Raw genomic sequence first — 22,904 nt, forward strand, 5'->3', positions numbered from 1 at the left:
TTAAAAAACATGCCTGTGCAGAACTATATTAATGGCATGCCTAGCTTTAGTGCTTCAGAGCACATTTCTTTAGGCCATAGTCCGGCTTGTATCTCTCCGATATGCCCTTTTCTGAGGTAGAACATACATAGTCGCGATTGTCCTATTCCTCCGCCTATCGATTGTGGGAGCTCTCCGTTTAGCAAACGCTTGTGGAAATAAAGTTCTTTTCTCGATTCCTGACCTGATATTTCAAGTTGCTCCAATAGTACTTCTTTATTTACACGGATTCCCATCGATGACAGCTCCATGCCTTGTTCCAAAACAGGATTCCATACGATAAGATCTCCGTTCAGCCCTTTGTATCCGTTTTCGGACTTGGTAGTCCAGTCGTCATAGTCGGGGGCTCGTCCATCGTGTGGTTTTCCGTTGCTTAGTGCTCCACCAATACCAATGATGAATACGGCTCCGTATTCTTTTGCTATTTTGTTTTCTCTCTCTTTTACAAGAAGGTCCGGATACATTTGCAATAACTCTTCTGCATGTATGAACTTTATGTTGCAAGGCAAAATAGGAGTGATAGTAGGGAATATTTCATATACTAAATACTCTGTTCTTACCAATGCAGCATATATTCTGTTTACAATTTGTTTCAAGAATTCTAAGTTTCGGTTTTCGGGAGACATAACCATTTCCCAATCCCACTGATCTACATATAGTGAATGCAGATTGCCCAGCTCTTCGTCTGCCCTGATGGCGTTCATGTCTGTATATATGCCAAAGCCTTCATTTATATTGTAGTCGGCTAGGGTCAATCGTTTCCATTTGGCTAATGAATGAACTATTTCGGCACGCTCGTCACCCATGTCTTTTATCGGGAAATTTACAGCTCTTTCTACGCCGTTGAGGTCATCGTTGATGCCCATCCCTTTGAGAACGAACAAAGGAGCTGTAACCCTTCTTAAGCGTAATTCGGAAGATAGATTTTGTTGGAAAAAATCTTTAATCTGCTTGATGCCCATCTCTGTTTGCTGTAAATCTAAGAGAGCATGATAGTGTTTGGGTTTAATTAAGTAGCTCATTTTTATTAATTTGCCTATTTACGTGTTAAATGATTTGCAAAGTTAGGCTTTTTGTGTTAATGTGAAAATTTTATGGGCTTAAAATATGCATTTTGATCGTTTTGATGGTCTGTTATTATTTTCTTTGTGAAGAGTTTATCGTTAAATTATCTTACACTATTTTCTATATATTCTTAATATTGCGTCGAATAGACAATTCTGTCTTATGTCGATATTGTCTTTGTTTTTGCTTGTTCACTTACTTTATATATTATGCGTTAGTAATCTCGTGTATATTTGTTGTTTGAACTTTATTTAGATAAATTTGTTTAATTTTTGTACTATATACGAAGTCGATATAGTGCTATCAACTTGTCGAAATCTTGTCAGTTTTAATGAAATTTAACTTCTATTTTTGTGTTTGTAAGTTGATCTTAAATAATTGTCTCAAAATGTTAAGATGCTTTATTTTGATAATTAGCTGTTGTATTGTTTTTATACAGGAATAAGCATTGGAGAGGTGGTTTAAGAAAGTTGTACCAAATGTAGTATAGCTTTATTCTTAAGAAGACATTGTGACTAGTAGTTTTATTAAATATGAAAACAGCATGTGGGTGAAATTGTTTTCGTTAAATAAAATCGGATAACCTTTTTGTATTGCTTATTTAGAAGCTTACTCAGAGCTTTTGAGCAATCAATTTTATTACTTCTTTATTATTAGTGAGGAACTTTAATTTTTTTTATTATGAATGATTACCTAAAGGAAAGGAAAGTTGGTAAGGGCATATTCAGAATATTGCTTTTGTGCAGTATTTTACTTTGTTCTTTTACCATTGTTCAAGCTCAGACAATTACGGGTGTCGTAAAAGATGCTAACAATGAGCCTATTATTGGAGCGAGTGTTGCCGTGAAAGGTACTACTACAGGTACTTTGACCGACACAGAAGGGAACTATAAAATATCAGCAGGGTCTAACTCTGTTTTGGTATTTTCATTTATTGGTTATACTTCGAAAGAGGTGTCGGTAGGTTCTCAAAAAGTTATAAATGTAACTTTAGAGGAAAGTAGTCAGCAATTGGATGAGGTTGTTGTAACGGCTTTAGGAATGAGCCGCGATAAAAAAGCTCTAGGGTATGCTGTAACAGAATTGAAAGGAGACGAAATATCTCGTACCAACTCTGTTAGCCCGGTAGCTGCTTTGCAAGGAAAAGTTGCAGGGGTTCAGATTAATATGGGTTCTAGCGGTCCACAGTCTTCAAGTAGAATATTAATTCGTGGTAACTCATCTTTGGGTAAGAACAATCAGCCTATTTTTGTTATCGATGGAGTAATTATAGACAATGATATCACTGATGGTGTAGAGTGGGGGCCAGGTATGGACTTTGGTAATGACCTGAAAAACTTAAACTCAGACGATTTTGAATCGGTTTCGGTTCTAAAAGGTGCTGCCGCAACAGCTCTTTATGGATCTCGTGCCGCAAATGGTGTTGTGTTGATTACAACTAAAAAAGGTAAGCAAGGGGAAGGTTTAGGTATATCCGTTTCTCAATCTATGATGTGGGATAAGGCTTATAGCTTTCCTAAATACCAAAATGTTTTTGGCCCGGGTATTAATTCGGCTTGGGGTTTGAAGTCTGATGGCTCAGAAGATCGTACAGCTAATGATAATGGCATGAACTTTGGTCCAAAGTATGATAATCTCCCTTATACACATGAAGGATATGAGACTTTGTATACAGCACGTCCAAATAACGTGAAGCAAATGTATCAGACCGGTAACTATTCTAATACTAACGTCGCTATACAAGGGGGAGATGCTAAAAGTTCTTTCCGTACATCGTATTCTCATCTAGCTTCTGAAGGTATTACTTTCAATAATAACTACAAGAGAAACAGTTTTAGTATAAATGCTAGCAGAGAGATTAGTAAATATGTAAAAGCTGAAGGAGGTGTATCTTGGGTTCAATCAGATACTAAAAACCCTACTTATCAGGGAGGTAATAAGTCTCCTCTATATGACTTTATGTACAGAGTAAACCGCGATTTTGATACAAAATATTGGCTTCAAAATTATCGCAACTCGAAGGGTGACGGATACAATTCTACAGACCCTTACGGATATAATGGTTATCTATGGGATATGCTTGAAAACGAATATCGTCAGAAAGAAGATAATATAAGAGGAAATTTAAAATTTGACTTTAAAATAACAAGTTGGTTAACGGCAAAGCTATCCGGAGATTTTAACAAGTTATTAACTACCAGAGAAAATAAGATATTAGCTTTGGGTAGTAAAAATTACGAAGGTGCTGAGTATAGACTAAATCAAAACAGAAAAGATCAGTACTCATTGACTGCAATGTTATCGGCTACTAAGAATTTCGGTGATTTTGGATTCAACGGATCTGCAGCTGTAGAACAATGGGATACCAGAGGTTCTTATTCTAAAGGTGTGACAAATGGAGGTTTGCGTGTGCCAGGAAAATTTGATATTACGAACACTGTAAATCCTGCAACCCAATCATCAAGATCAAACTATAATAGAAAAAGGATTAATAGTGTGTACGGTTTTGTAAATATGGACTGGAAAAATCAGGTGTATCTTGATATTACAGGGCGTAATGACTGGTCTTCAGCTCTTATGTATCCTGACGGATCTGGAAACGTATCATATTTTTATCCATCGGTAAGTGCTTCTTGGTTGGCTACAGAGTCTCTTAAAGGTATTCTGCCAACAGCAGTGTCGTTTGCAAAATTAAGAGCTTCTTATGCTATTGTGGGTAATGATACAGATCCTTATGCAACAAGCAAAGGTTATTATATGATAAACGAAGGTTATCCTGTATATACTTTAGGTGGTACTAAGATTAATAATCCATACTATGTGTTTGATACAAATGTTCTTCCAAATCCTGATTTGAAACCGGAAAAACAACACTCTATAGAATTAGGTGCAGATATCAAATTTATAAATAACCGTTTTGGAATTGATATTACTTGGTATAAAACGAATACAAAGAATCAGATTTTACCAATTAATACAGCACTAGAAACAGGTATGACTGATAAGCTTATCAATGCCGGTAATATTCAAAACTCTGGTTTTGAAATCGCATTGAGTGCAACACCAATAGAGTCAAAAGATCTAAAATGGGATATGACTGCTACCTTTACCAGAAATAAAAATAAAATAGTTGAATTAGCTCCTAATGTACCTATTTTCCCAATTGAATATAATGGTATGGATGCTCATGCTTATGCGAGTGTAGGTGGATCTTATGGTGATATATATACAGATTATGCATTTAAACGTAATGATAAGGGAGAGAAGGTTTTAAATGAGAGTGGAGCATGGCAGAGAGCTGGCGTACGTACAAAAATAGGATCTTTACAACCTAAGTTCTTAGCAAGCTTTAGTACTACAGTTCAATATAAGAGTATTGTATTGAATGTATTACTTGATGCACGTTATGGTGGTGATATTCTTTCAGCTACTTATAACTATGGTATGGCTTCTGGAGCTATCGCTTCTTCTTTGAACGGACGTAGTGAAGAATACGGAGGTTTGGCTCGCAAATTGGCTGATGGACGTACAGTATATGATGGAATGATTCCTGATGGAGTTTTTGCTGCAGGTATTACTAAAAATGGACAAGATGTCGGTGGCATGTCTTACCGTGAAGCTTACGAGAAAGGATTAGTCGGACCGATTGCTGCACATCAATACTACGATAATCTTTATAGCTGGGGAACTGGAATACGTGAAGCTTCTCGTTTCGAATGTTCTTATGTAGCAGTACGTGAAATATCCATTAGTTGGGATATTCCAAGAAAATGGTTGCAAAAAGTTTATGTAAAAAATGCAGCATTTAGCTTAGTCGGACGTAACTTAGGCTACATCTATAATAGTTTACCTGACAATATTAATCCGGATGTAACGTCTACAAACCGCAGTACTCAGTTTGTAGAACTAGGTGGTTCCCCTCTTACAAGAAGCCTAGGGTTTAAGCTTAATATTGGTTTTTAATGATAAAAAATGACAATTATGAATAAATATATTAAACCGTTTTTTGTATTATTGATTTCAGGACTTGTACTCTTTAGCAGTTGTACAGATGGTTTCCTTGAAACAAATACAAATGTGGAAACAACAAAAGACGTTGAACCCGAAAGATTCTTATACAATGTACAAGTAAGCACAAAATCTAGTTCTTGGGAATGGTATTATGATTACTATGCTGCACAAATGAGATGGATGCAGTATGGGGTACGTATTATAGGAAATACACGTACAACTTACACTATTTTCAATTCCAATATTGGAGAACAACGTTATAGATTGTGTTGGTTGAATACAGGTTCTTATGCTCGTCACTTGGAATATTATGTGAACAAAAATATGCCGGATAAAGCAGCTCAATATTCTAATGTAATAGAAGCAGCCCGTGTGACTCTTATATATCAAGGGATTATTACTTCAGATTTCCATGGGTCTTTAGCATATACTGAAGGATGGGGATTTAGAAGTGGAAGTAATATTGAAGAGCCTAAATTCGAAACCCAAAAAGAATTATATGATATTTGGGATGCAGAGCTGAAAGCTGCGATAGCAAAGTTTAAATCAAATCAAGATCAGGTGTCTTTTGCTAACTATGACTTAGCGTTTAGAGGTGATGTGACTAAATGGATTAAAACTGCGAACGCTCTTCGTTTGCGTATTGCTAATCGTTTAATGAAAAGAGATCTAGCTAAAGCAAAAGCTATTGCAACAGAGGTATTAGCTAGTCCAGATGCAGAGCTTCCTACATCATATACAGATTCGTTTGTTTTCTGGTTAGAGATGAAATACTCAGATAATGGAGATTATCAAGCTGTTGAAGACCTTATCCGTGCTTCAAATGGTATGATGAATTATTTGAATAAGTATAATGATCCACGTAGACGCATGTTCTTTAGAATAAATAATTTGACCCCTGAATATGTTGCAGAGTACAATACACAAAATCCAGATAACAAAATATCGGCTGAATTGATAGGGCAAAGATGGTTAGGAGGAACTGCGAACTATGATTTAGTAAGTACTAGCGATTACGAGAAAATTAAGTTTGATCGTAAAACTCTTGACCCATCTAATAGAGCTATAAATATGCAAGCAGTGAATCGTCCTCAAACTAGACTTTTCTCAGGATCATATGATGGAGGAAATGGAGGAACTTGGTTTCCTAATATCACTCAGGCAGATTTCAGCTTTATGGCTGCAGAGTTTGTGTTAGAGGGTGTTGCAAGCTCTAAAACTGCAGAGCAATGGTATACTGCCGGAGTTGAAGGTTCTTTGAGACTGTGGAACTATGTAGGTAACTACTGTGAGATACATGATTACACAGCGATGACTGATGATGAGATTTCTACATTCATGAATCAAGCTGATATCAAGTGGAATCCTGCAAAAGGAAAAGAACAAATATATGTACAAACATATATTGAAGACTTTAAAAATTCAAACGAAGGTTGGGCTTTATGGAAACGTACTGGATATCCTTCTACAAACTCTTCAATATTAGCTTTAGAAGAATGTACAGTAGATAATGTTAAACAGACACCTCCGAGAAGATATCGTTTTGCTATACCTTTGGAAGGAACTCCTAACTATGCAAACCAAAAAGAAAAATTGGAAACAATGATGGCTGATCCTGACTTTGGAGATCCAGCTAGTGAATTTGGTCGTATATGGTGGGATAAAAAATAATCAATTATCTCATCCTCGAATGTGGAGATGATAAAAAGTACTAATATCTAAAAAATACCTCCTGATAATTTCAGGGGGTATTTCTTTTAAATAATCTTATGTATAATAGTATTAACCCGTAAATTATTAAGCCATGAAAAAGCGTATTAAGATTTATTCGTTATTTTTTATTGTTTTGTTTATCGCTGCAAGTTTCAGTAGCTGCTCTGATCAAATTGATGATTATTCAAGTGAGAGTTTAAAGATCTCACCTGTACTAAAATCTTCTTTTGATGGATATTTTGAGTGGGATAGAGTCAATAGCATACAAACAAAAAATCCCTACACTTCAACTCCGATAACATTAACTCTGCCTTGGACAAAAGGTAGCACCCAAAATATTGGGATACCTTCAAACTGGCTGGATGCCAATGCCGAAGATGTAACATATAGTAAAAGGTATTATTCAAGAGAAAAAGGATGGGAGTTGGTTTATAGTAATTTGCATTTAAACACTTCTTCTAAATACTTTGCTATATATAATAAATATACGGGCATTTTAAGATTTTTTCTATATGAAATATCAAATGGGTCGGGATATGGGACTACTGCTTCCTTCTGGGGTATTGCAACAGATAAGCCGACTAGTTTATTTAATTTTACAACTGGTTTTGCTACAGGTCAAAGTTTACTTGTTCAGGGACCATCTCAAATTATTACACCCAAAGGGACTTTCACTGGGACTAATTATTCAGGGATAGGTTATAAAGATAATAATTGGTATGGAATAGAACTAGAGTGTGCATATGATCCAAGTATTACGCAAAATAGCGGGCATAATTTTTATATTAAAGGCTGGGGTGTTAATAAAATAACACTTACTGGTAATGCTACAACTACAGGCTCAATAACAGGTACATTGAAAACAACCGCTCCTAATTCTTCTGGACTCAATTTGAGCTTGAGTGACATGTTTAATAAATCAGCTTCTGTATCCTCAATGATAATTGATGATAAAGCATTACCGGAGCAAGTAGGTAAAAAATTAGATGAAGGTATCAAGAAGAATGACTCTTTTTCTAAAGGACTATGGAATAATATTAAGAGTAATGCATCTAAGTGGATCTCTACAGGCTTACAAGCTGGTGCTGAAAAAGGTATTGCTGCAATTTTATCTGGCGGTGGCTCAGCTATAGGTGACGCTATTGGTGGATTTGTTAATTCTTTGATCGGAGGAAAAAGCCAAGAGTCCATAACAAAAGTAGACTTATCTATAAATTCTACAACAAAGATCTCCTTAGAGGGAGAAACTCCGTTAGTCGGTTGGGGAGCTATATCTGCTCTTCCTGTACCTGGTAGTACATCTAATGTAAATGATATGCCGCTATATAATAAAAATTTAGGAGTTTGGAATCTGCAAGAAACACCTGTTGTTACTGTTAATATGTATACTGCGACTACATGGCTACCTATTAGTTATTATTGTCAATATAAATACGTATTGAATACTCCTAAAATAGTCTTAAATCCGGAAATAGCATCTAAATTTGATATAAAAAATACAAAATTTGATTTAGCTATGACATCCTCTGTTGTTTCTACTTGGGGAGTAACATCTGTTGAACCTGCTGCTTTGATTAACAATATCGAATATTATAAAACAATGAATAACTCTTATAGTTTTAAATCTAAAATAATGAAAGCAGAAACCGCTAGCTATGAGTATGGAATTTACACTTGTAAAAATGTAACTGTAAGAGTCTCTTTTGACTTAGTAGATAAGAATAATTCAAATATCGTATATTCTTTTTCCAAATATTTTAGCGTACAACCCCAAAAAGGGATTGATTATCAAAGAAATGACGTTTATTCAGAAGGAAATGGAAATATAATACCATTCCCTATCTGATAATAAGATAGCGATAATCGCTTGAAAAAAAAAGAGACGTCTCTAACGAGAGACGTCTCTTTTTTATAATTTGATTTTATATTTACATTACTGTTTTTTCAGTACATACAGCTCTGCCATGTCTCCTGTTATTTTTTTACCCTCCATATCCAATTGGGTCAAGGTATTTTCACCAACAAAATATTTGCTCGGAGCATCTTTTATTCCTTCCAAGATTACAGTATTGCCTTCATTATTCCAGCTATATTTGCCTTTTTCCTCAAAAGTTTCTTTCTTTCCTACATATTGAGTCTTCTTAACGAAGGTGCTGTCACCTAGCTCGATGGTTACATTCATGCCTTCTCCGCTGGCAGTAGGGAGCTTACCTGTGTATGAGCCCATATAGTCTAACGAGGTTCTTGCATTGTGTGTATCAGCTATCAGTGTGCTGTCAGCTTTAGGCTCTTCCTGTGGTTTTTGGGAGCTGCCTCCGCAACTGTACATTAGTCCCACTACTGCAATGGCTATTAATAACTTTTTCATTTTTTCGCTTCTATTTTCTTATCCGTCTTTACTGCTACTTCATATCCCAGCTTCTCGATAGCTGCCTTCAGTTTATCAACAGTGGTTTGGCTATTCTTAAATTCGATAGTCACCGTTTTGTCATCAAGGTTTACCTTCATATCGGTTACACCTTTTTCAAAAGCAATATTCTTTTCGATACGCTTCTGGCAGTTTTCGCAAGTCATCGACACCGTGAAAACTACTGTTTCTTTGTCACTCTTCAAACCTTTCTTATCTTGTGCATTTAGTGTAAAACCGGCACTAAGCATCAATATAAAAGAGATTACAAAAATTTTAGCATTCATAGTTCTAAGTTTAATACTCTGTTATAAAACAGATGTTTATTTATAAAGTTTAAAATAATAATACTTTTTAGAGTCTGTTAAAATTTATACAGACTCTTCGTCGCTGATAAATATATTATCTTCTTTGCCTATGCAGCAACTACAAAAAGTATCTCAAATATCTTTTATCCCATGTCACAAAGACATGTTACCAAATTTCTATCGCCATACGCATTGTCTACGCGTGCCACGTTGATCCAGAATTTGTTTTGTTTTACAAATTCGAGCGGATAAGCAGCCTTAGAGCGTGGATAAGCATGTTTCCATTCGTCGGCACATACTTCATATTCGGGGTGAGGTGCATTCACAAGAACATTGTCTTCTTTCGAGTATGTTCCGTTTTCTACCTCCTTGATTTCTTCCCATATCTGGTTCATGGTATCCACAAAACGGTTTAGCTCCGATAAGCTTTCACTTTCGGTAGGTTCTATCATCAATGTGCCATGTACAGGGAACGAAAGAGTAGGGGCATGGTAACCATAATCCATCAATCGTTTTGCGATATCCGATTCTGTGATACCTGATGTTTCCTTCAACTTACGGCATTCAAGGATAAGCTCGTGACCTACTCTGCCTGTTGTACCTCTGTAAACTATTCCATACGTATCTTTTAGGCATTCTGCCAGATAATTGGCATTCAATATAGCAATTTTTGTGGCATGCGTCAAACCTTCTCCACCCATCATACGGATATAGCCGTAAGTAATAGGTAATATTCCTGCGCTTCCGTATGGTGCCGATGCTACCGTATTAACGGTGCTGCCATCTACTTCGGGATGATGAGGAAGGAATGGTATAAGGTGTTCTGCAACGCAGATAGGGCCTTCGCCCGGGCCGCCTCCACCGTGAGGGATAGCAAATGTTTTATGCAGGTTCAGATGACAAACATCGGCTCCGATAAAGCCCGGATTGGTAAGTCCTACCTGTGCATTCATATTCGCCCCGTCCATATACACCTGTCCGCCTTTTTCGTGTACAATCTTGCACATCTCTCTAATCTCTTTTTCGAAGATACCATGAGTAGACGGATATGTGATCATACAACCCGCCAGATGATCTTTATGCTGATCAGCCTTTGCTTGCAGGTCTTCTACTGCTATATTTCCGTGGCTATCGCACTCTATCGTTACGGTTTCGTATCCCGCCTGAATTGCTGATGCAGGATTTGTACCATGTGCCGATGCCGGGATAAGGATAATATTACGATGCCCTTGTCCGATACTTTCCAGATATTTGCGGATTGTCATCAATCCTGCATACTCTCCTGCTGCACCTGAATTAGGCTGGAAGCTTACGCCTGCAAAACCTGTGATTTCTTTCAGATATTCGCCCAACTCTTCTATCAGTTCGTTGTATCCCTGAGTCTGCGACTTAGGAGCTAGAGGGTGAATGTTTTGGAATCCGCCCAACGAAAGAGGAAGAAGTTCAGAGGCTGCGTTCAGCTTCATTGTACACGACCCCAGAGAGATCATCGAATGAGCCAAAGAAATATCTTTCCTATCGAGGCGTTTAATGTAACGCATCAATTCTGTTTCGGTATGATAAGAGTTGAAAACCTCGTGTTGAAGGAATTCGCTCTTACGAAGGAACTGATCATTTATTGTTATTTTTTGAGCAAGATCGTCTATCATAAACACTTCCATACGTCCTGCTGCCATAGAGAATACGGCAAGCAATTCGTGAGCCTTGTACTCTGTTATTGTTTCGTCTATGCTGATACCTACTTCTCCCGCTTCGTAATAGCGCAGGTTGATGTCACGCATCTCGGCAAACTCACGAACTGTATATTGAGATATTCCGCTCGGTAAGCCTATTTTGAGTGTGTCAAAATATTGTTCGTTCAGTATTGTATATCCCAGTTCTTTCAGCTCGTCTGCAATAAGTGCTGTAGCCGAATGTATCTGAGTAGCTATGTTCTTTAAGCCTTTTGGTCCGTGATATACAGCATAGAATCCTGCCATTGTGGCCAACAGTGCTTGTGCTGTACAGATATTGGATGTCGCTTTTTCACGTTTGATATGTTGTTCACGAGTTTGCAGTGCCATGCGATAGGCCGGTTTGCCATAGGCATCTTTCGATACGCCGATGATACGTCCCGGTACATTGCGCTTAAACTCCTCCCTCGTTGCAAAGAATCCTGCCGAAGGACCTCCGTAAAACATAGGAACACCAAAACGCTGGCTGCTGCCGAATGCAATATCTGCACCCCATTCTCCGGGAGGAACAAGCAGCGTAAGTGCCATCAGGTCTGTAGCTACAGATACCTTGCAGTCGATGCTGTGTGCCTTTTCGGCGAAAGCTTTGTAATCTACAATATTCCCATTCGAGTTAGGGTATTGGATAATTGCGCCAAAAAATCCGTCTGAAAGATCGACCGTATTATAATCACCAACTACCACCTCAATGCCCTGTGGTTCCATGCGTGTGCTGATCACAGCTAAGGTTTGCGGGAATATATTTTTATCAACAAAAAGTTTATTTACATTATTCTTTATCTGGTCGCGTGTACGGAGATTAAACATCATTGTAGCAGATTCTGCTCCGGCTGTTGCTTCGTCGAGTAGCGAACAGTTAGAAAGAGGCAATCCGGTAAGATCGCTTACGGTAGTCTGGAAGTTCATCAACGCTTCGAGTCTTCCCTGCGAAATTTCTGCCTGATATGGAGTATATGAAGTGTACCATACCGGGTTTTCGAATACGTTGCGGAAGATAGGGGCAGGGCATACGGTATCGTACCATCCCATGCCGATGTACGATGCGCAAATACGATTCTTCGAGGCCATCAGAGCCATTTCCTCAGCATATTCGTGTTCGCTTAATGCTTCCGGTAGATTAAGACCGTTCTGCAATCTTATATTTGCAGGGATGGTTTGATCTATCAGTTCATCCAGCGAATTGACGCCGATTTTAGACAACATTTTTTTTTCATCTTCTGCATTGATGCCGATGTGGCGGTGTTGAAATTTTTGGGTCTCCATGGATTCTAAGTATCGTTTTATTGTAAATAAAAATTGTTTCTAGCTTCTTCTCTGATTGTGGTCAACGGCCCGTGACCCGAATATACCACTGTGTCGGGTGGTAGTTTCATCAATTTCTCTTTTATGCCGTCTATCAGTTGTTTGTGGTTGCCTCCCGCCAGGTCGGTACGTCCTACACTACCTCTGAACAGTACATCGCCTACAAATACACAATCGGCTTCCTGATTGTAGAAAACAATGCTGCCCGGCGAGTGTCCCGGTATTTGCATTACTATCAGCCTTTGATTGCCAAAGGTTACAACATCATTTTCGTTCAGATATTTTCCCACCTTGGGTATTCTCGTGTCTTCATTTGTGAAGCCAAACATTTGTAATTGGGTAGGGAGTTGCTCGAGTAAGAACTCATCACCCTTGTTGGCCATTGTTTCCAGTTTGAATTGTTCGTAAATAAAATTATTTCCGAATACGTGATCGAAGTGTAGGTGTGTATTTAGTAGATGTTTTACAACTAACTCATTGTCTAAGATGAAGTTCAGCAAAAGCTCTTTCTCATCTTGAAAAAAACAACCCGGATCAATGATAACGCACTCTTTTGTTTCATCATATGCAATATATGTATTCTCACTGATGGGGTTAAATTCAAATATTTTTACTTCCATATATATATTAGTAACTATCTGTTAAAAAAGATTCTACAATGTATAGTCATTGCTCTCGCAAAGTTACCAGTTTTTACTCAGAACTAATATTGTAGGCTTGACTTTTTATCAGTTTGATAGGAAGTTTACAAGTTGTTAACTAATTTATTATCGTCATTCCTGAAATTAGATGTTATAGCAAATGGTTTAGGTGTAAAATGTTTATATTCATTTGTTTAAACCAATTGTAGTTAAGTGCTGTCTTTTAGAGCTTATCCTTATCCCTTTTATGAAGGCACAGTATATTCTTTCGGTTTTATTTTGTATGCAACGGCAATAGTTATTGTATTAATAGTTGTTTGGTTGTATGCCCAATTTATACCTAAAAACAGAATGTTCTATAAGCATTAAATAAATTCGTAATGTGAATTTTGTTTAAAAGGAATAATTTCTTAAAATATTTTTAAGCCTCAGTAGTCTACATAAATAGAGCGCTCTTAATAAATAGATTGTAAAATGTAAAACTGAATAAATTATGAGAACAAGAGGTTTTGGAATGGGATTCTTTGGTGGAAACCCTTTCGATAAAGATGCAAGAAAAGAATTTAAAGAATCATGGTCTAAAATGACAGATAGTGAAAAGTTGGAGTTTATGAACAAGCGTATGGAAGGCTTTGATAATCACGAAGACCATTTCTCTGTTGAAGCAATAGACTCTCGTTGTGAAAAATGGATGAGTATGTCGAGCGATGAAAAACAAGCATTTGTTGACGAAAAGAAAAAAGCTTTCGAATGTCACATGCATGGTATGCACGGAATGCACGGACATTTTGGTTTTGGACAATAATCAATAATTATATCAGAGAATCGGTTGTGATGGCATCATTGCAACCGATTTTTTTTGAAGACTAACTTCGATATCGAAACAATTTCAAAGTATTTGAATCGGTAAGGTTTTAATTAAAAATACATGTAAATTTATCGGTTGTAAAGAAATATATCTATTATTAGCTTTGCTATAAAAATAGGATATGAAAAAAGATGATATATTTTATGAGGCATTGGTCGCCAAAGACCCTTCATTCGAAGGAACATTCTTTGCGGGAATAAAGACGACAGGTATATTTTGTCGTCCTACATGCACAGCCCGCAAGCCAAAAAGGGAGAATGTAGAGTTCTTCGCTTCTGCAAAAGACGCCATACTCAAAGGTTACAGAGCCTGTAAAGTTTGCCATCCGATGGAGAAAGCAGGTAGCACTCCGGAATATGTAGACCATGTATTAAGGCTTTTGGATGAAGACCCTTCTTTGAAACTCAAAGATTACGACCTGTTGAAGTTGGATATAGAGCCAAGTAAGATCCGCCGGTGGTTTCTCAAGAATCATGGTATCACTTTTCATGCCTATCAGCGTATGTACAGGATAAATACAGCATTTAAAAAATTGCAGACCGGCACATCTGTCACCGATATTGCTTTCGATTCGGGCTATGAGTCTCTCAGTGGCTTCAACGACTCGTTTAAGAAGGTGTTTGGTGTATCTCCCAAAAATAGCAAAGAAAAGCACGTCATAGACTTCACTCGTATAGAAACAGATTTGGGAACAATGGTAGCTTGTGCTACGGATAAAGGGGTTTGTTTACTCGAGTTTTCGGATCGGAAAGGATTGGAAACCGAGCTGAAGCAATTAGCCAAGTATCATAATGCTAATATTGTACAGGGGCAGAACAAATATTTCAAACATCTGAAAGAAGAATTGGACGCCTACTTTGAAGGAAGATTGAAAGAGTTTAAAGTTCCGTTGGATATATCCGGCACAGATTTCCAGAAACAAGTATGGCAAGCACTCGTTGAAATTCCCTATGGCACTACTTCGTCTTATCTCAGGCAGGCGGAAGTCCTAGGTAAGCCATCGTCGGTAAGGGCTGTGGCTAATGCAAACGGGATGAATAAAATTGCAATTATCATTCCTTGTCATCGGGTTGTGGGTTCCGACGGGTCGTTGACAGGCTATGCGGGAGGATTGTGGCGTAAACGGAAGCTTATCGATCTGGAAAAAGATAATAAACAAAAATTATCCTGAACGAAAAGGAATGTCTCTTTAGCGAGAGAGCCCTTAGTGCGCTCAGGATAATGAAATTATATAGGATTAATATGCTGCGGTAAAGCGTTGGCGGGAAAATTTGTGATTCTCAATTTCGTCAACAATAGCTACAGACAGATCCTCAACAGACAGGATAGATTCTCCGTCTTTGTCGAACACAGGTTCGTCTGTTCCCAATCGATACTTGCCTGTCCGTCCTGTTTTGGTGCCTTGGTGCATATTGATGGCAGGCGAAAACATTGTCCAATCCAATTCAGTTTCTTTTTTCAAGATATTCAGATAGTCTCTTGCTGCGGTGGCTCCCGGTTTTATTTCTTCGGGAAAACCTTCACTGTCTACAAGTTGCTTGCCGTCTATGTAGAGGCTGCCTGCTCCTCCGATTACGATATAACGTTTTACACCTGCTTCTTTTACAGCTTTCTGTATTGCTTCCGATCCTTTAATGAAATCGTCGTATATATTCGGGTTAGTCCATCCGGGATTAAATGCGCTTAGCACAAGATCGTTGCCTTTAAGAGCTTTTACCAATGCTTTCGTATTTGTAACATCCAAGGCAACTGTTTTGGGGTTTCCGTCTTTCACCGGAATTTTATCTGTAGAGCGTGCAAATGCTGTTACTTCATAACCTCTGTTTACTAACTCTGCCAACAAGTGTGAACCAACGAAGCCTGTGGCTCCTATTAATGCTATTTTCTTCATAACTTTCTTTTTTATTGATTAATTAATTTCTTTTATACTGTATGTTTTTGTGTTACAGTTTTGTTTAAATTTTTTTATTCAAATCTATTACTGAAATCAGCTAACGTTTGGTTAGCCAATCGGCTTATCATTATATCTTCGGCTTCTTTATTCAGGTCGTACAAATGCTCATTGATTTGTTTGCCAACAGGACACTTCGGGTTTGGCGATGCCAGTTCGTTGCCCAGAATGGAATGTGTGCTTACAATCTTATATACGTCCGAGATGAATATTTCATTGGCAGGTCTGGCAAGCATACACCCTCCGTTTTTACCCTCCTTACTTATAACAATATTATGTTTGCGAAGGTTTGATAGCTCTTTCCTTACCAATACAGAATTTATATTCATACTCCCCGCCAAAAAATCGGAAGAGAGCAGCTCGTCCGGAAACTTGGAGAGTAATACTAATATATGCATTGATATAACAAATCTGCGATCGTTCATTCTGTAATTATATTTATTACAGTACAAAGGTAGATAAAAATTTTATACTACAATATAAAAGTGAAGAAAAATATACTTTTTTCTTATAGGGAAGAGATGTTTCCTTTGTCGGTATGACAGGCAACGATCATTCGCGTAAGTATTGGAGAAAACGCTTAAAATATTTTAATTGCACGGGTCTCTTGCAATTCCATCTTTACTATTTTCTCATTTAGGAATGTAATTACAAAATCTTTGGTAGGTGAATTTGTTCCATCTGTATATGGATATACTACGGCGATAAACTCTTGTGTGCCTCCGATGCTTTTACTTACGGTCTTTGATACTCTGATATTCGATTTGTCGGGAAAAATATACTGGTTGAATGTGGGTTTCCATATTTTTATAAAGGGCTTAATCGCCTTTTCACTCACATTCGCACTCTTGTCAAACAGGGTTAATAAACTATCAATCTGATCTGATTCCGCAAAGCCTAAAGCTTTTCTGCCTATTTCCACTTCATTTCCCGGAGCAGAGTCAATACCTCTTGTTGTAGTCTGATTGAATTGACATCCGACAAAAAAGAGGCATAGAAAAATAACGAGTAGATTTTTCATCACCGATAAATTTAAAGTTAGTAGTAAGAGATATTTTCGTATCTCAGATCAGTACATAAACGATCTTCTTTGTCTTAAAGTACTCTTCTTCGAAGTACATCGACAAGTCGTCAGCCTCGGCTGTTTTCTTGAATGGCTTTAGCTCTCCTTCCAGATTACCTCCTTTGAGGCATATCAGTCCGTTTGGCAGAGCATTTTGCTGTTCTTTCGATACGTTTTTCCGTATGATTTTCACCAAATCGGGTAGAGGCATTACTGCGCGGCTTACTACAAAGTCGAATTGTTCTTTTACCTCTTCGGCACGACAATGGCGAAATTGAATATTTTCTAATCCGATGGCGCTCGAAACTTCTGTGGCAACCCTTATTTTTTTACCAATACTGTCTACCAACAGGAAGTTACACTTAGGAAACAATATGGCGAGCGGTACTCCCGGAAATCCGCCTCCTGTACCTACATCCATAATCTTCGAGCCGTCTTTGAACTGAATCAGTTTGGCTATTCCCAACGAGTGAAGTACATGGTGAGTATACAGATTTTCGATGTCTTTGCGTGAAATTACATTTATTTTAGAATTCCAATCCGCATACAGATCGTATAGAGCAGCAAAATGTTGTTTTTGCTTTTCTGTAATATTAGGGAAGTATTTAAGAATTATATCCATTATTTTCCTGAGAAGCTAGAAATTGGAGAATTGTCTTTTAATATCGGGTACAACTCACTGTATGTAAACGGAACTTTGATAGGCCCCAGCGATGGAGCTGAGTATTCGCCCTGATTGAATAGATAAGTTATCCCGTTATCGTCGATCGAGAAATTGTTGTTGGCTGCTATGTCTTCTATTCCCCAATATCCAAATTCGAGAAGGTCTTCGGCTGTCTTCACGTTGTTTTGTGCCACTATCTTATCGGTAAGCATTGTGTTGAGCAGCTTTTTATATTCGGGGATAAATATGTCTTTTTCTGTAATTACATTTCCTGTCTTCAGGTCTATATTCACATTTTTGTAGAATGTAGACGAATTAGCACCACCTTTAAAGTCCATCGATGATGTCTGGTAAGAAACGATGCCTCCTTTGTCGAACAGTACTTGAGAGTTTAGCGTTTTGTAGAACGAAAAATAATCTTCACTATCTTCGGAGCTTTCCCAGTCTGGGAACTGCACTTGTGCCGCTTCCTTGTAGTTTGCAATGTAATTGGTTACATATTTGTCTACCGCATTTGCCGGCGAGAGCGATTCCGAAGACTCGTCTTCGAACAAGGCATAGTTAAACTCTTTTTGTATCTTGGCGAGCATAATACTGTCTCCATATTTTGCAGGGAAGATATAATTTATTTTTATAGAACACGAAGGCTTAGTGGAGTCGTTATCCAAATGGTAAATCTTTGACACACTAATAGAATCGTACACTATATTGTTTACTGTATCCGTTTTTTTGTTTTCGCATGAAAAAAATAAAATGGAAAATATAAATAATAAACTGATATGTGTAGAGGTGAATTTCATATGAACATCATTTAGTTTCTACTGCTGTATATACTACTAACGTTAAATCTGTGCTAATAGTTTTTTATTTCTTTTCATGAAGCAAATATACGACAAAAAGGAAAAGGGATACCTTTTTTTGTTAATCTTTTATGAAGTAATTTTTCAATAGAGTGCCTCTAAGGCGTATTTATATTAACTTTTTGGTAGTATGAAGTTTCTGTCAATTAACAGCTATTTGCTCCTATTTTTATATCTTTGTGGCATCTAGGTAGTCAGTAATAATTATTGACGTATCTTGTAGGGGTAACCCTTGTGGTTACCTACTATTGGTCGGGCAGGGACAAGCCCAGCCACTACATCTAGATGAATATGGCAGTAAATTTTACAACTTAATAATTCTTATCTAAAGCAATTTATATGCAATTAATCGATGGTAAAGCCATATCGGCTCAAATGAAAAAAGAAATAGCCGAAGAGGTCGCAAAAATAAAAGCCGCAGGAGGTAAAACCCCTCATCTGGCAGCAGTATTGGTGGGGCACGACGGCGGAAGTGAAACTTATGTTGCCAGCAAAGTGCGTACATGCGAAGAGGTAGGCTTTAAGTCGTCTCTTATACGTTTCGAGGATAACGTAAGCGAAGAAGAACTTTTGGCTTGTGTAGATAAGCTGAACAAAGATGCCGACGTTGACGGGTTTATCGTTCAATTGCCATTGCCAAAACATATATCGGAACAGAAAGTAATAGAAGCGATTGACTACCGCAAGGACGTAGACGGATTTCATCCGATCAATGTAGGGCGTATGTCTATTGGTTTGCCCTGTTTTGTGTCGGCAACACCGGCGGGGATACTCGAATTGCTGAAACGATACGATATTCCTACTCAGGGTAAACACTGCGTAGTGCTTGGTCGTAGCAATATTGTAGGAAAACCGGTTGCAAACCTGATGATGCAAAAAGGTTATCCGGGCGATGCCACAGTAACCGTATGCCATAGCCGTACACCAAATATAAAAGAAGTTTGTCAAAGTGCCGATATTATTATTGCTGCATTGGGCGTTCCCGAGTTTCTGAAAGGAGACATGGTGAAAGATGGCGTTGTAGTGATCGATGTAGGTACTACCCGTGTGCCTTCTGCTGAAACTAAATCAGGATTTAAGCTGAAAGGGGATGTTGCTTTCGATGAGGTAGCCGCCAAAGCATCGTTTATCACACCTGTACCGGGTGGGGTAGGGCCTATGACAATTATTTCCCTGATGAGAAATACATTGCTGGCAGGAAAAAACGAAATATACAAGTAATATTTTTCTGAGAAGAATGATCTTATAGAGTGGAGCGATCGTTTCACTTATAAAAAAATAAAGGCTGCTTTTCACAAAGCGGCCTTTACGATTATTTATCCAATAGTAAAATCACGGACGACCTCCGTTCCCTCCTGTTGAGGTTCCGATGCTGGTAACCATCGAACTTGGTGTGAAAGTTATAGCTGTCGTTCCTTTTGAATATGTTGCCGATGAATACAGTCCGTGGAAATTGCTGCCGCCTGACACACTGCCCCCTTTGTAAATCGTATACGTTACATCCGACTTCATATCGGGAGAGCTGAATAATAATGTCATTTGGTTGTATGTTCTAGGTACTTTGTAAGTTAATATTCCCGTACCATCAGATGCCTCTATATGTATCAGATCGCCCGAAGTCCCCGTTGTTCCGTAAATAACAGATCGCTGAGTACTTACACCTGACGTAGGAGTACTGGTTGCTCCACCCGTACCTACAAGAATACCACCTGTGATTTTGAACGTATTGTTGTCGCAGTCAAAACCTTCTTCCGGTACTGTTGTACCAGAGGATATGATGGTGCCACCTGTTATAGTCATTGTTCCGTTCGAGTCTATACCATCATTTGAAGTGCTGTAACAATATATGTTTCCTCCGTTGATAGCTATGTGATTGGAGGCATTGATACAATCGTCGTAGGCTTCAATTTCGATTGTACCATTGTTGATTGTCAGAATTTTCTTGCTTTCCAATCCCTCGGCTTCTTCTTTGGTTGTTTTGATGATTATAGTACCACCGTTTACGGTAACATTGCCGTCGCTTTTTATGGCTTTAGCTGCCGTATCGTCCGAGCCGTATTTGAATAGATCTCCGGTAGTAGATACATTTATAGTTCCATCGTTAATAATGAGGTCTCCATCTACACTGATGCCTTTTCCCCCTGCGCCGGAGGCTGTTATATTTATTACACCTTTATCTATCGTGAGGGCGCCATCGCATTTTATGCCCGCCGCAGATGATATGTCTTTGTCGTCGGTATCGTAATACGCACTGCCTGTTGTTGCCAGTGTAAGCTCACCGCCTCCTATTGTCATATTGCCTCCGGCATTAAAAGCTTTTGCCGCAAGCCCCGAAGTACTGATGTTTATTGTACCCCCTGTGACGCCGATTGAACCGATGTCGCTTTTTATACCTGCCGCTTTTTGTCCTGTGGTAGTGATATTTATAGTGCCTCCACTGATGGCTATAGACGAGTCTATCGATGTATCTGTGTCTTCGTAAGAGGCTACAATGGCATCGTCGTCGCTTTTTATAGTGATATTTCCATCATAAATTTTGATGTAGCCTTCGTCGCAGTCTATACCATCGCTCGAGGCTTTGATGTTGAGTGTACCTCCATCCATTCTGAAATAATCTTTGGCATGGATTCCGTCACTTACTGCACCTGATATGGTGATGTTACCTCCTTTTATACGAATGTAGTCGTCACTGCTGATTGCGTGCTTATATCGTCCTATAACAAGTAGATTTCCATTTCCCTGAAAATTGAGCTGTCCTTCGCTGAAGAAAGCCCCTTTCATGTCTTCGTCGTTGTAGGCTGTGTAAGTGCTGCTGTCTACCAATCGGTTAGACGTTCCTCCCACTAACATTACGGTCACTTTTTTGCCTGATTGTACGTTCAGTGTAGGGCCGTCTGTGCTTATTATACTGACTCCATTGAGTCCCAACCCGAACTTGTAATCGCTATAAATTTTGAAAGAACCACTCTTTATCGTTCCCGAAAGTACATAGTTGATTTCTGTGGTTGTATTTGTAGATGTTACCACCACATTTCCGTTCGATTGGGTTATGCTTACCCCTTCATTTTCGTAAGGGTTTGTAATCGTTACAATGTTGTCGGTATAGGCAATAGTTACGGCATCCACAAAGGTTGTATCCTTTGTGTTGGTGGCGAAGTCTTCATCAATAACGATTTCTTCATCATCATCGTCATTAACAGGATCATTGTCGTTACTACACGCTATTAGAAGCATGCAACATGTTATAAAAAATAAAATAAAGATTTTTCTAGAATTCATATTATTGGTCTTATGCGAATTAAGACAATAATATTATAATCTTTACGAAGAAAATACAAGCAAGTTCGACAAACAAGGCGATTTGTTCGATGAATATTGCTAAAATGAAGGATGAAATATAGAGTTACTTTTCCGAAACCGCTTCGGATTCGGTTTTGGCTTCCGTCTCCACTTCCGTTTCCGCTTTGTCTTGCATATTCACATATACTTCGTTTTGCAATTGCTGTTGTTTCTCGTACAGTTGCAGTATGTGGTTGCGGAAATTGTTGTCACGTTGAAGCTTGTTGAAAGCTTCTTTTGCTGCCTTTTGTTGCGATTCTTTCTTCGAATAGCCTGTACCCAGTCCGGCTTGCTCGCCGAGTATCACAACGGCAGTTTTGAAAATAGGGGTGTTATTTTCGTCTACAAAGCTGTCGACGAGATCGAAGCTGACCGATATTTTTTGCTTTTGGCTCCATTCTATCAGTCGCGACTTATAGTTTGCCTCCTGTTCGGCTACTGTATCTATATTCAGGTGTTCTTTGATGAGGCGTTCGAGAACAAACTTCTTTGACACCCTATATCCCTGATCTAAATAGATAGCACCTATCAATGCCTCCAGTGCATTACCATACATGTGGGTATTGGGTGTTGTATTGCGGGCAGATGTTTTTATTAGCTTGTCGATACCCAGTTCGAGTGCTAATTTGTTTAAAGTTTCACGTTGGACGATCTTCGAACGCATATTGGTAAGGAATCCCTCCTTCTTATATTCAAACTCCTTGAATACAATATCGGCAACAATAGCATCGAGGATGGCATCGCCCAAAAACTCGAGCCGCTCGTTGTTGATCCATTTGCCGTCTTTCAACTTTATAGAAGACGATTTGTGCAAAAGGGCTTGCTCATAGAGCGTTATGTTGTACGGATAGAACCCAAATATTTTGTAAAAAGAAACATAAGGCTCCTTCCCTCTTTTAGGAAGAAGCCTTATTCCACGATATATCTTTCTAAGCACGCG

18 protein-coding genes are annotated in these 22,904 nt (G+C 38.3%); 6 read left to right on the plus strand and 12 right to left on the minus strand.

Features of this window, described 5'->3' with window-relative positions; all coding sequences use genetic code 11:
* Positions 1–23: 23 nt before the first annotated feature.
* Positions 24–1,061 (minus strand): aspartate--ammonia ligase, encoded by a 1,038-nt coding sequence (gene asnA, locus QOX35_RS09625; protein ID WP_283686715.1) that lies wholly within the window; start codon positions 1,059–1,061, stop codon positions 24–26.
* 724 nt (positions 1,062–1,785) lie between these two features.
* Here asnA and QOX35_RS09630 point away from each other — a divergent pair.
* The 3 genes from QOX35_RS09630 to QOX35_RS09640 all read left to right on the plus strand — a co-directional run bounded on the left by QOX35_RS09630 (position 1,786) and on the right by QOX35_RS09640 (position 8,674).
* Positions 1,786–5,067: a SusC/RagA family TonB-linked outer membrane protein gene (locus QOX35_RS09630; RefSeq protein WP_283686716.1), complete on the plus strand. Its 3,282-nt coding sequence runs from the start codon at positions 1,786–1,788 to the stop codon at positions 5,065–5,067.
* An 18-nt stretch (positions 5,068–5,085) separates the two neighbouring features.
* The gene (locus QOX35_RS09635) at positions 5,086–6,786 is read left to right on the plus strand and encodes a SusD/RagB family nutrient-binding outer membrane lipoprotein (RefSeq protein WP_283686717.1); all 1,701 of its coding nucleotides are present in this window, start codon (positions 5,086–5,088) and stop codon (positions 6,784–6,786) included.
* Between the two features lie 133 nt (positions 6,787–6,919).
* Entirely contained in the window at positions 6,920–8,674 is a 1,755-nt protein-coding gene (locus QOX35_RS09640) for a hypothetical protein (RefSeq protein WP_283686718.1), read from the plus strand.
* Between the two features lie 87 nt (positions 8,675–8,761).
* Here the strand turns inward: QOX35_RS09640 and QOX35_RS09645 are convergent, their stop codons facing one another.
* The 4 genes from QOX35_RS09645 to QOX35_RS09660 all read right to left on the minus strand — a co-directional run bounded on the left by QOX35_RS09645 (position 8,762) and on the right by QOX35_RS09660 (position 13,198).
* Positions 8,762–9,196 (minus strand): copper resistance protein NlpE, encoded by a 435-nt coding sequence (locus QOX35_RS09645; RefSeq protein WP_283686719.1) that lies wholly within the window; start codon positions 9,194–9,196, stop codon positions 8,762–8,764.
* Positions 9,193–9,522 carry a heavy-metal-associated domain-containing protein gene (locus QOX35_RS09650; RefSeq protein ID WP_252638373.1) on the minus strand — a complete coding sequence of 110 codons (330 nt, stop codon included), beginning with the start codon at positions 9,520–9,522 and terminating at the stop codon, positions 9,193–9,195. The genes QOX35_RS09645 and QOX35_RS09650 overlap by 4 nt, the downstream gene beginning before the upstream one ends.
* A gap of 164 nt (positions 9,523–9,686) precedes the next feature.
* Positions 9,687–12,539, minus strand: coding sequence for an aminomethyl-transferring glycine dehydrogenase (gcvP, locus tag QOX35_RS09655; RefSeq protein ID WP_283686721.1), 2,853 nt, complete (start codon positions 12,537–12,539; stop codon positions 9,687–9,689).
* Between the two features lie 17 nt (positions 12,540–12,556).
* Positions 12,557–13,198 carry an MBL fold metallo-hydrolase gene (locus tag QOX35_RS09660; protein ID WP_283686722.1) on the minus strand — a complete coding sequence of 214 codons (642 nt, stop codon included), beginning with the start codon at positions 13,196–13,198 and terminating at the stop codon, positions 12,557–12,559.
* Positions 13,199–13,712: 514 nt separating this feature from the next.
* On the opposite strand from QOX35_RS09660, the gene QOX35_RS09665 reads away from it, so the two are divergent.
* Together QOX35_RS09665 and QOX35_RS09670 are read left to right on the plus strand one after the other, a co-directional pair.
* The gene (locus QOX35_RS09665; protein ID WP_283686723.1) at positions 13,713–14,024 is read left to right on the plus strand and encodes a hypothetical protein; all 312 of its coding nucleotides are present in this window, start codon (positions 13,713–13,715) and stop codon (positions 14,022–14,024) included.
* A gap of 184 nt (positions 14,025–14,208) precedes the next feature.
* Positions 14,209–15,258, plus strand: coding sequence for a bifunctional transcriptional activator/DNA repair enzyme AdaA (locus tag QOX35_RS09670; protein ID WP_283686724.1), 1,050 nt, complete (start codon positions 14,209–14,211; stop codon positions 15,256–15,258).
* A 66-nt stretch (positions 15,259–15,324) separates the two neighbouring features.
* Here QOX35_RS09670 and QOX35_RS09675 read toward each other — a convergent pair whose 3' ends face one another.
* From QOX35_RS09675 to QOX35_RS09695, 5 genes are all read right to left on the minus strand, one after another.
* Positions 15,325–15,978, minus strand: coding sequence for an NAD(P)-dependent oxidoreductase (locus QOX35_RS09675; protein ID WP_283686725.1), 654 nt, complete (start codon positions 15,976–15,978; stop codon positions 15,325–15,327).
* 74 nt (positions 15,979–16,052) lie between these two features.
* Positions 16,053–16,463, minus strand: a complete 411-nt coding sequence (locus tag QOX35_RS09680; RefSeq protein ID WP_283686726.1) for an RrF2 family transcriptional regulator — start codon at positions 16,461–16,463, stop codon at positions 16,053–16,055.
* Between the two features lie 155 nt (positions 16,464–16,618).
* Positions 16,619–17,059 carry a hypothetical protein gene (locus QOX35_RS09685; RefSeq protein WP_283686727.1) on the minus strand — a complete coding sequence of 147 codons (441 nt, stop codon included), beginning with the start codon at positions 17,057–17,059 and terminating at the stop codon, positions 16,619–16,621.
* Between the two features lie 43 nt (positions 17,060–17,102).
* On the minus strand, positions 17,103–17,723 hold the full coding sequence (gene rsmG / locus QOX35_RS09690) for a 16S rRNA (guanine(527)-N(7))-methyltransferase RsmG (RefSeq protein WP_283686728.1): 621 nt from the start codon (positions 17,721–17,723) through the stop codon (positions 17,103–17,105).
* Entirely contained in the window at positions 17,723–18,451 is a 729-nt protein-coding gene (locus QOX35_RS09695) for an RsiV family protein (RefSeq protein WP_283686729.1), read from the minus strand. The genes rsmG and QOX35_RS09695 overlap by 1 nt, the downstream gene beginning before the upstream one ends.
* 513 nt (positions 18,452–18,964) lie before the next feature.
* On the opposite strand from QOX35_RS09695, the gene folD reads away from it, so the two are divergent.
* Positions 18,965–19,846: a bifunctional methylenetetrahydrofolate dehydrogenase/methenyltetrahydrofolate cyclohydrolase FolD gene (gene folD / locus QOX35_RS09700; protein ID WP_283686731.1), complete on the plus strand. Its 882-nt coding sequence runs from the start codon at positions 18,965–18,967 to the stop codon at positions 19,844–19,846.
* Positions 19,847–19,957: 111 nt separating this feature from the next.
* Here folD and QOX35_RS09705 read toward each other — a convergent pair whose 3' ends face one another.
* Positions 19,958–21,859, minus strand: a complete 1,902-nt coding sequence (locus QOX35_RS09705) for a carbohydrate-binding domain-containing protein (RefSeq protein WP_283686732.1) — start codon at positions 21,857–21,859, stop codon at positions 19,958–19,960.
* A 169-nt stretch (positions 21,860–22,028) separates the two neighbouring features.
* Positions 22,029–22,901, minus strand: coding sequence for a ribonuclease III (gene rnc / locus QOX35_RS09710; protein ID WP_283686734.1), 873 nt, complete (start codon positions 22,899–22,901; stop codon positions 22,029–22,031).
* Between the last annotated feature and the right edge of the window lie 3 nt (positions 22,902–22,904).

The organism is Dysgonomonas sp. Marseille-Q5470, assembly GCF_951230145.1.
GTDB lineage: Bacteria > Bacteroidota > Bacteroidia > Bacteroidales > Dysgonomonadaceae > Dysgonomonas.

Bases quoted from the DNA above. Each gene is read 5' to 3' on its own strand.
- asnA (WP_283686715.1), bottom strand. From the start codon at position 1,061: ATGAGCTACTTAATTAAACCCAAACACTATCATGCTCTCTTAGATTTA.
- QOX35_RS09630 (WP_283686716.1), top strand. From the start codon at position 1,786: ATGAATGATTACCTAAAGGAAAGGAAAGTTGGTAAGGGCATATTCAGA.
- QOX35_RS09635 (WP_283686717.1), top strand. From the start codon at position 5,086: ATGAATAAATATATTAAACCGTTTTTTGTATTATTGATTTCAGGACTT.
- QOX35_RS09640 (WP_283686718.1), top strand. From the start codon at position 6,920: ATGAAAAAGCGTATTAAGATTTATTCGTTATTTTTTATTGTTTTGTTT.
- QOX35_RS09645 (WP_283686719.1), bottom strand. From the start codon at position 9,196: ATGAAAAAGTTATTAATAGCCATTGCAGTAGTGGGACTAATGTACAGT.
- QOX35_RS09650 (WP_252638373.1), bottom strand. From the start codon at position 9,522: ATGAATGCTAAAATTTTTGTAATCTCTTTTATATTGATGCTTAGTGCC.
- gcvP (WP_283686721.1), bottom strand. From the start codon at position 12,539: ATGGAGACCCAAAAATTTCAACACCGCCACATCGGCATCAATGCAGAA.
- QOX35_RS09660 (WP_283686722.1), bottom strand. From the start codon at position 13,198: ATGGAAGTAAAAATATTTGAATTTAACCCCATCAGTGAGAATACATAT.
- QOX35_RS09665 (WP_283686723.1), top strand. From the start codon at position 13,713: ATGAGAACAAGAGGTTTTGGAATGGGATTCTTTGGTGGAAACCCTTTC.
- QOX35_RS09670 (WP_283686724.1), top strand. From the start codon at position 14,209: ATGAAAAAAGATGATATATTTTATGAGGCATTGGTCGCCAAAGACCCT.
- QOX35_RS09675 (WP_283686725.1), bottom strand. From the start codon at position 15,978: ATGAAGAAAATAGCATTAATAGGAGCCACAGGCTTCGTTGGTTCACAC.
- QOX35_RS09680 (WP_283686726.1), bottom strand. From the start codon at position 16,463: ATGAACGATCGCAGATTTGTTATATCAATGCATATATTAGTATTACTC.
- QOX35_RS09685 (WP_283686727.1), bottom strand. From the start codon at position 17,059: ATGAAAAATCTACTCGTTATTTTTCTATGCCTCTTTTTTGTCGGATGT.
- rsmG (WP_283686728.1), bottom strand. From the start codon at position 17,723: ATGGATATAATTCTTAAATACTTCCCTAATATTACAGAAAAGCAAAAA.
- folD (WP_283686731.1), top strand. From the start codon at position 18,965: ATGCAATTAATCGATGGTAAAGCCATATCGGCTCAAATGAAAAAAGAA.
- QOX35_RS09705 (WP_283686732.1), bottom strand. From the start codon at position 21,859: ATGCTTCTAATAGCGTGTAGTAACGACAATGATCCTGTTAATGACGAT.